Source organism: Butyrivibrio sp. (genome assembly GCF_024699075.1).
Genome location: NZ_JAILQF010000193.1, coordinates 1 through 8,778, shown reverse-complemented (window position 1 = coordinate 8,778; position 8,778 = coordinate 1). Strand labels below are relative to the sequence as shown.

Here is an 8,778-nt window from a genome sequence, read left to right as displayed (position 1 = left end):
ATGACTGGACAGCTATATCAGGAGTTGAAGTTTCTATAGAAGTAATAGACTGGGATAACTATTGGACACTTCTTGAAGCAGGTGCTTCAGGCGGAGATATGCCAGATGTATTCTGGATGCACTCAAATACAGCACAGATGTATATGGAGAATGGTATCCTTCTTGATCTTACTGACTATATAGCTTCAGACGACAGCATTGTAAAAGAAAATTATTATGAAGGCGTATGGGATCTTTACAGTAGTGATGGCAAGCAGTATGCACTTCCTAAAGATCACGATACTATAGCTCTTCTTTATAATAAAGCTCTTTTTGAACAGTATGGAGTAGATACACCAACAGATGACTGGACATGGGAAGATATGTATGAAGCAGCAAAGGCTATTACAGAAGCATCAAATGGAGAGATTTATGGTCTTGCACTTAATACATCAAACAACCAGGACGGATGGTACAACGTAGTATACGATTACGGCGCACAGGTAATAACAGAAGACCATAAGGGAACAACAATTGGTTCTGATGAAGGCAAAGAGGCTATGGAGATGGTAAGACAGCTTCTTACAGTAGGTGCACCTCAGTCAGTCGTTGCTGAGACAGGTACAGATTCACTCTTCCAGTCAGGACAGGTTGCAATGATCACTCAGGGCTCATGGATGATCAACTCTTTCTACACAGCTGAAAATCATGATGACTATGCATGGGCTATGCTTCCATATGCTGATACTAATGGTAATGGTGCTTGTGATGAAGGCGAGAGATACTCATGCTACAACGGCCTTGGCTGGGCAGCAAATGCTAATGTAGCTGATCCTCAGGCCTGCTATGATCTTATCGCATATTTCTGCTCTGAAGAAGGACAGATAAAACAGGCTCAGCTCGGTGTAACCATGGGTGGAATGAAGGGCGTATCCGAAGATTTTGCAAATGCATTTGAAGGTATGGATGTTTCAGCCTTCACAAGAGCAGAAGAAGAGGGAGACCTTTACTTCCGTCCTTATACAAGAAAGACAACAGTTTGGGAAGATGCACTTCAGCAGGCAGGTGGATTCCTTGATGCATGGCAGAATCCTGAAGATCCTGAGCTTATGTCTACAGCATGCGACAATGCTCAGAAGATAATTGAAGATGCTATCGCAGCAGAATAATAATCAGAAATGCAAGTAACTTAAAATCCTCTTATATAGTCTGCACAGCGGCGATGTGCTAATGTGCAGACTACTTTTTTAGAGTAATAGTATTTCATTATTTATATTTGTGTACAGGAGGGTTATATGGGAAAAAATAAAATGACGCCATCAAAGAAGCGTCAGGCAATATGGGGATGGGCATTTATTACGCCTACAATGCTTGGTCTTATAATACTTAACTTTTATCCGGCTATAAATACTGTATATCAGTCATTTTGTAAAACAGGAGATTTTGGTAGAGGAAATATATTTGTAGGCTTTAAGAACTACTCATCAGTGCTTGCAGCACCTGAGACTTGGCAGTCCTTGTGGAATACAGTCAAGTACATGATAGTAGAGGTTCCTCTTGGAATAGTAATAGCACTTATACTTGCCGTACTTCTTCAAAAGAAGCTTGCCGGCAAAACTCTATTTAGAACCTTGTATTTCCTTCCCATGGTCTGTGCACCTGCTGCTGTAGCAATGGTATGGAAATGGCTTTATAATCAGCAGTTTGGTCTTCTTAATAATGTACTTCATACAAATGTAGCCTGGATATCCAATCCAAACATTGCATGGATCAGCGTAGGTGTCATAGGCGTATGGTCCATAATCGGTTACAACATGGTTTTATTCATAGCAGGTCTTCAGGAGATACCCAAAGACTACTACGAAGCAGCTGAAATTGATGGTGCTTCAGGTCTTCGTCAGTTCTTTAGTATAACGGTACCTCTTCTTAGCCCGACAACCTTTTTTATCGTACAGACAAGAATAATAGGCGCTCTGACAGTATTTGATCTTATGTTCATGGTAATGGACAAGACCAATCAGGCACTTAATAAGACACAGTCTATAGTATACCTTTTCTATACATATGCCTTTACTAACAGTAACAGAGGCTATGGAGCAACTCTTGTAGTAGTACTTGTTGTCTTCATTATGATAGTTACATTTTTTCTTCAGAAGCTTGAAAAGAAAATGGTGTTCTATAACTAAGGATATAAAAGGTTTGATCATTATCCCAGAATTATATCAATATCCGGGAAGGAGACTAGTATGGATAGTTTGAGTAGAAATTACAGAATAAATAAATTTTTTACATATTTGGTTCTTACCATCATGGCAATTGTAATGCTTGTTCCATTTGCATGGATGATCCTTACTGCGGTTAAGACCAATCAGGAAGCGATTTCAGTAAATCCCTTTTATATATTTCCACAGACTGACTGGCACTGGGAGAATTTTGGAAAAGTATGGGAGAGCTATAACTTTATCACTCTTTATAAGAACACGATACTCTTTATATTTTTCAGAGTAGTATGCGCCTGTCTTACAGCAACTATGGCAGGATATGCATTTGGAAGACTTGAATTTCCGGGCAAAAAAATAATGTTCTCACTTGTACTTATACAGATGATGATACCTTCACAGATATTCATAATACCTCAGTATCTTATGGTATCAAAGCTTCATCTTATGAATACAACAGCAGGACTCGTATTTCCGGGCCTTGTAACAGCCTTTGGAACATATCTTTTAAAGACAAGTTATCAGGGACTTCCAAGAGATCTTGAAGAAGCAGCCCAGATTGATGGTTGTAATATAGGTCAGACATTTCTTTTTATAATGCTCCCTCTTACAAGATCAGCCATGATCTCACTTGGAATATTTACGGCTCTCTTTGCTTTCAAAGATCTTATGTGGCCTATGATAGTATGCCCAAGTGCTGAGACTACAACACTAAGTGCAGGACTTGCCAAGATGCAGGGACAGTATGGCAACGATTATCCTACCATGATGGCATCTGCGGTTCTTGCTATAGTTCCCATGATCGTCATCTATATAATCTTCCAGAAGCAGTTTGTAGAAGGAATTGCTACATCAGGAGGAAAGCTTTGATAGAAAATATAAGTAGAAAGCGTGAATGATCACAAATTCACATGAGGCACGAAAAAAATGAGTATTGTATTTGACACTAGTAAAAAAATATTTAGACTAAATACCCGGAATACAGAATATCAGATAAAGATCGATGAGTATGGTCTTGTCCTTCACACCTATTATGGTGGATCAACCTATGGAAGTGACATGTCTTATCTTCTAAAAGAGATGGACAGGGGATTCTCCGGCAATATTTATGAATGTAAGGATAAAAGAGGAGTATCTCCGGATACGCTTCCATTTGAATATTCTACAGAAGGAGCTGGAGATTACAGGGTTAATGCCCTTTCAATAGTTGCAGATAATGGAAGCATGACCTGCGATCTTAGATATAAAAAGCATACTATTTATAATGGTATTTATACAATAGATAATATGCCATATGTAAGATCATCTATGGAAGGAACAGATAGCTATTTTCAAATGAAGGAAGCTTTAGATGATGCAAGTAACTCTTTAGAAGCAACACTTGAGCTGACTCTGGAAGATAAGGCTATAGGTCTTGAAGTCGTTCTTATATATAAGGTGTTTGAAGACAAGGATATCATAGTAAGAAGTGTAAGGATCATTAATACTTCTACTAAAGTGATAGCTCTTACCAAGGCATCTTCTATGTCTATTGATATGCTTCACAAAGAGATGGACTACATTCATTTCCATGGTCGTCATGCTATGGAGAGGCAGCCTGAAAGAAAGAGGCTTACGCATGATATCCAGGCAGTGCGCTCAAAGCGCGGTGCAAGTAGTCATCAGAATAATCCGTTTGTCATTTTGTGTGACAAAGATGCTACTCAGGATCATGGCAGCTGTTATGGATTCATGCTCATGTATTCAGGTAATCACCTTGAAGAGCTTGAAGTGGATCAGGCAGGAACTATAAGAGTTACAGCAGGAATAGGGTCTGATTATTTTGACTGGAAGCTTTCGGGTGGAGACTCTTTCCAGACTCCGGAGGTTATACTTGCATACTCTGAAAATGGCCTGAATGACCTAAGCTTTCTGTATCACAGGATCATAAGAGAGAACATCTGTCCCAGAGAATTTCGCGATATCAAAAGACCTGTTCTTATCAACAACTGGGAAGGAACATATTTTGATTTTGATGAAAAGAAGATCATGGAGATTCAGGATGCGGCAGCAGATCTTGGATGCGAGATGTTCGTTTTGGATGACGGATGGTTTGGCGCAAGAGATGACGATAATGCCGGGCTTGGAGACTGGTATGTAAATAGTAAAAAGCTTCCAGGTGCCATAAAGGCAATAGCTGATCATGCAAACAGTCTTAATATGAAGTTCGGTCTTTGGTTTGAACCGGAGATGGTCAATGAAGACTCCGACCTTTACAGGGCTCATCCTGACTGGGCACTTACTGATGAAAACAGATCACCTGTTATGGGACGCAATCAGCTTGTCCTTGATATGTCGAGAAAAGAGGTTGTTGATTACCTTTACGATATGATCTCTAAGATCCTTGATAGTGCAAATATTGAATATGTGAAATGGGATTTTAACAGATCTGTAGCCAACGTATTCTCGAGAAGTCTTCCTGCAGACAGGCAGGGAGAAGTATCTCACAGATTCATGCTTGGATCTTATGATCTTATGAACAGATTAAGGACTAATTACCCTGATGTCATGATCGAGGGCTGTTCAGGAGGCGGTGGAAGATTTGATGCAGGTATCATGTTCTATTCACCCCAGATATGGTGCTCAGATAATTCTGAAGCAATAGACAGACTTAAGATCCAGGAGGGTACATCTTATGGCTATCCCGTAAGTACTATGGGAGCACATGTTTCGGCTTCGCCTAATCATCAGAATGGAAGGCAGACTTCCATTGTGACAAGAGGAATCGTGGCCATGTCCGGAACCTTTGGATACGAGCTTGATCCAAGAAAATTATCTGAAGAAGATAAGGACATTATCAGGCAGCAGATAAAGGATTTTAACAGGTTCTATTTCCTTATCCAAAAGGGCAGATATTATAGACTTATGGATGAAGAGACCAAAGATTATCATGTATCATGGGAGTTTGTATCCGAGGATAAGAATGAAGCACTTTTAAGTCTTGTAATGGTTAATGTGCATGCCAATCCGGTAATACCTCATGTGGTACTTAAGGGACTTGATAAGGATGCCTTATACAAGATCGATTATTTCATATCTTCTGTTAATGAAAGGCCTGAAGAAGCTGGTGCAAGGGAATCACAGCTTGAAGGAAAAGTATTTACAGGTGCAGCCTTAATGAACGGCGGAATCGCCTTTGATCCTATGTACGGAATCTACCCGTCCATTCAATTGCACTTTTCCAAGATATCAAATTTGTAAGGACTTTAGATTGTTTATAAAGTGCTAAGTAAAATAATAAAACCTGATATATAAGCCCCTCCCATGGGCTGTATATACCTGTACACAGATCAGAGGAATCCATAATGGCTTCCTCTGATTTTGTTCTTTATGGCGTCAAATAAGCGTATAATGTATAGAGACAACAGTAAGAAGGAGGATTTTTTAAGACTATGGACTATGATATGGCAGCTTCTTTTTGGGAAAGAAAAGGATCCGAATTCCCAATGGAAGATTCAGAACTAATGGGTGCGATCGATGCTTTTGTTGGCAGACATAAGGTATGCGCACTTGCAACCGGTAGCGGAGAATTTGTTCGAAATACGCCTATAGAATATAATTATACAGGCGGCAAATTCTGGCTCTTTTCCGAAGGGGGTCTTAAATTTAAGGCTCTTAAGGACAATAAGAATGTATGTCTTGCAATATATGAAGAAAGCTCTGATATGGGAAGCCTTCGCGGAATGCAGATATACGGAGTTGCAGAAGTAATCGAGCATTTTTCGGATGATTATAATAAACTTCTTGAATATAAGAAGATATCAGTTGATGCTGTAAGGAACATGCCTGAGCCTATTAATCTTATCAAGGTTATACCAAAGGAGATTGATTTTCTTAATTCTGATTTTAAGAAAAACGGCTTTGATGCAAGGCAGCATCTTAGCTTGTGAACAACCTGTAATCTATAGATGAGGAGTTCATAAAATGTAATAATAGATGGGAAGTATTTCGTATAATATGAGGTGCAATATGTTCCTTATTATTAAATAATTAGGGGGAAACACATGATAAGTATTTACAAAGCAAAAGACTACAAAGAATTAAGCAGAAAGGCAGCTAATATTATTTCTGCTCAGATCATTATGAAGCCATCCTGTGTACTTGGACTTGCAACGGGTTCTTCACCACTTGGAGTATATAGTCAGCTTGTGGAGTGGTACAAAAAAGGGGATCTTGATTTTAGTGAGGTATCTACAGTTAACCTTGACGAATATATAGGTCTTGATGCATCTAATGATCAAAGCTACAGATATTTTATGAATCACAACCTTTTTGATAAGGTCAATATAGATATGCACAATACCAACGTTCCTAATGGTATGGCAGCAGATCTTGAAGGTGAATGTGACAGTTACGACAGTCTCATACATACGCTTGGAGGAATTGATCTCCAGCTCCTTGGACTTGGTCACAACGGACATATAGGCTTTAATGAACCGGGAGAGAGCTTTGAAAAGGGAACGCATTTAGTTGAGCTTTCTGAGAGCACTATAAATGCAAATTCAAGACTTTTTGAAAGAAAAGAAGATGTTCCCAAAAGGGCTATAACAATGGGAATCAGAACCATAATGCAGGCAGGTATAGTCCTTTTAATAGCAAGTGGCAAAGATAAGGCTGACATTGTAAGAGAAGCATTCTGGGGCAAGATTACACCTGAGGTTCCGGCATCCGTACTTCAGCTTCATAAGAATCTTATCATAGTCGCAGATGAAGAGGCGCTTTCCAAGTCTCCTGTTACAGATAATTATACTGTTATAAGATAATGGCATTGCGATCATCTTACAAATGATAATTAGTCTGGCATATATAAATAGTATATAGATGGATTATAACGATGTAGCCATAAAACCTATTAACTTTAGGTGGTGGGCTTGTTGAGGATAATATATGAAAATAGTAAATGGCATTATATACGGAGAAGATTATAAATTCAGCCAAAGAGACATATATACAAAAGGCGAACTCTTTGCAGAATCATCAGATGATGGCAAGGTAATAGATGCAGAAGGTAACTACGTTATTCCGGGTCTTATAGATGTACATGTTCATGGCTGTCATAATAGCGACTTTTGTGATGCAACTTACGAATCGATCAATGACTTTTTACAATATGAAGCTTCTGTAGGTGTAACTTCCATATGTCCTACAACGATGACGGTTCCTGAAGAAAAGCTCTTAAACGTTGCCAGGGTTACAGGAGAATATTTTCACAAGATAAGTGAAGATGAAGAAGCTATCAAAGCTCATAAGAGAGAAGCATCTTTTCTTGGTATCAATATGGAAGGACCTTTTATATCTCCTGACAAAAAAGGCTCTCAGGAACTTGCAGATATAAAGCTTCCCGATGTGTCACTTGTTCGTAAGATGCAGGAGCTCTCCGGCAATAAGATATGCATGATAGACATAGCTCCTGAGCGTGAAGGAGCAATGGACTTTATCACCAAAATGCATGACGAAATGGTTATATCAATTGCTCATACCAATGCTGACTATGCTACTACCATGAAAGCTATGGAACTTGGGGCTGATCATGTGACTCACCTTTATAATGCAATGAGTCCTTATCATCACAGAGAGCCGGGAGTAGTAGGAGCTACTATTGATAATAAGAACTGCATGGCAGAGCTTATAACAGATGGAGTTCATCATCATAATACAGTTGATCGTACAACCTTTACCATGCTTGGTGAAGACAGGGTTGTACTTATAAGTGACAGCATGAGAGCAACAGGAATGCCGGATGGAGAATATGAGCTTGGGGGCCATAAGGTATTTGTTAAGGGTCAGAAAGCAACGCTGTCAGATGGAACTATTGCAGCAAGTGTTACTAACCTCTATGACTGCATGATAACATGTGTTAAACAGATACAGGTTCCGCTGGAAACTGCTGTAAGAGCAGCGACTATAAATGCAGCAAGATCTATAAGAATGGACAAGATGTATGGAAGCATAACAAGCGGTAAATACGCAGATGCTCTCATTATAGACAAGGATTCATTGAAACTAAAAACAGTAATACTAAGGGGTAATGTTTTGTAAGGAGGTTACTTATGAAGGCACTATTTATTGGAGGCACAGGAACTATCAGTACTGCTATTGTAAGACGTCTCGTTGAAGAGATGGGGTGGGAAGTATGGCTCCTTAACCGCGGTAACAGAAACAGCGTCCTTCCAAAAGGGGTTCATCAGATAATAGCTGATATAAATGATGAAGAGAAGGTTCTTGAAGCTATCAAAGATCTGTATTTTGACTGCGTATGTGAATTTATAGGATTTACACCTGACCAGGTAGAAAGAGATTATCGCCTTTTCAAGGGTAAGACAAGACAGTACATATATACAAGTTCAGCTTCAGCTTATCATAAGCCATCTGCAAGCTATATCATCACGGAAGGAACGACACTTGCTAATCCTCACTGGGAATATTCCAGAAACAAGATAGCATGCGAAGAATTCCTTATGAAGAAATATAGAGAAGAGGGATTCCCTGTAACAATAGTTCGTCCAAGTCATACCTATGATGAAAGAAGCATTCCGCTTGG

8 protein-coding genes are annotated in these 8,778 nt (G+C 39.3%); all 8 read left to right on the top strand.

Annotation, left to right across the window (positions count from 1 at the left end; all coding sequences use genetic code 11):
- Window positions 1-1,148 (top strand): ABC transporter substrate-binding protein (locus K6G87_RS07675; protein ID WP_296835555.1); only part of this gene is annotated, 1,148 nt, incomplete at its 5' end.
- Between the two features lie 126 nt (window positions 1,149-1,274).
- Window positions 1,275-2,165, top strand: coding sequence for a carbohydrate ABC transporter permease (locus tag K6G87_RS07670; RefSeq protein WP_296835553.1), 891 nt, complete (start codon window positions 1,275-1,277; stop codon window positions 2,163-2,165).
- 60 nt (window positions 2,166-2,225) lie between these two features.
- Entirely contained in the window at window positions 2,226-3,068 is an 843-nt protein-coding gene (locus K6G87_RS07665; protein WP_296835551.1) for a carbohydrate ABC transporter permease, read from the top strand.
- A 57-nt stretch (window positions 3,069-3,125) separates the two neighbouring features.
- Window positions 3,126-5,438: an alpha-galactosidase gene (locus tag K6G87_RS07660; RefSeq protein ID WP_296835550.1), complete on the top strand. Its 2,313-nt coding sequence runs from the start codon at window positions 3,126-3,128 to the stop codon at window positions 5,436-5,438.
- A gap of 191 nt (window positions 5,439-5,629) precedes the next feature.
- Complete coding sequence (locus K6G87_RS07655; RefSeq protein ID WP_296835548.1) at window positions 5,630-6,127, top strand: pyridoxamine 5'-phosphate oxidase family protein; 498 nt, start codon at window positions 5,630-5,632, stop codon at window positions 6,125-6,127.
- Window positions 6,128-6,244: 117 nt separating this feature from the next.
- Window positions 6,245-7,000, top strand: coding sequence for a glucosamine-6-phosphate deaminase (gene nagB, locus K6G87_RS07650; RefSeq protein WP_296835557.1), 756 nt, complete (start codon window positions 6,245-6,247; stop codon window positions 6,998-7,000).
- Window positions 7,001-7,124: 124 nt separating this feature from the next.
- Entirely contained in the window at window positions 7,125-8,276 is a 1,152-nt protein-coding gene (nagA, locus tag K6G87_RS07645; RefSeq protein ID WP_296835546.1) for an N-acetylglucosamine-6-phosphate deacetylase, read from the top strand.
- Between the two features lie 11 nt (window positions 8,277-8,287).
- A partial coding sequence (locus tag K6G87_RS07640) for an NAD-dependent epimerase/dehydratase family protein (RefSeq protein ID WP_296835545.1) occupies window positions 8,288-8,778 on the top strand: 491 nt, incomplete at its 3' end.

Bases quoted from the DNA above. Each gene is read 5' to 3' on its own strand.
- K6G87_RS07665 (WP_296835551.1), top strand. From the start codon at position 2,226: ATGGATAGTTTGAGTAGAAATTACAGAATAAATAAATTTTTTACATAT.
- K6G87_RS07670 (WP_296835553.1), top strand. From the start codon at position 1,275: ATGGGAAAAAATAAAATGACGCCATCAAAGAAGCGTCAGGCAATATGG.
- nagA (WP_296835546.1), top strand. From the start codon at position 7,125: ATGAAAATAGTAAATGGCATTATATACGGAGAAGATTATAAATTCAGC.
- K6G87_RS07655 (WP_296835548.1), top strand. From the start codon at position 5,630: ATGGACTATGATATGGCAGCTTCTTTTTGGGAAAGAAAAGGATCCGAA.
- K6G87_RS07660 (WP_296835550.1), top strand. From the start codon at position 3,126: ATGAGTATTGTATTTGACACTAGTAAAAAAATATTTAGACTAAATACC.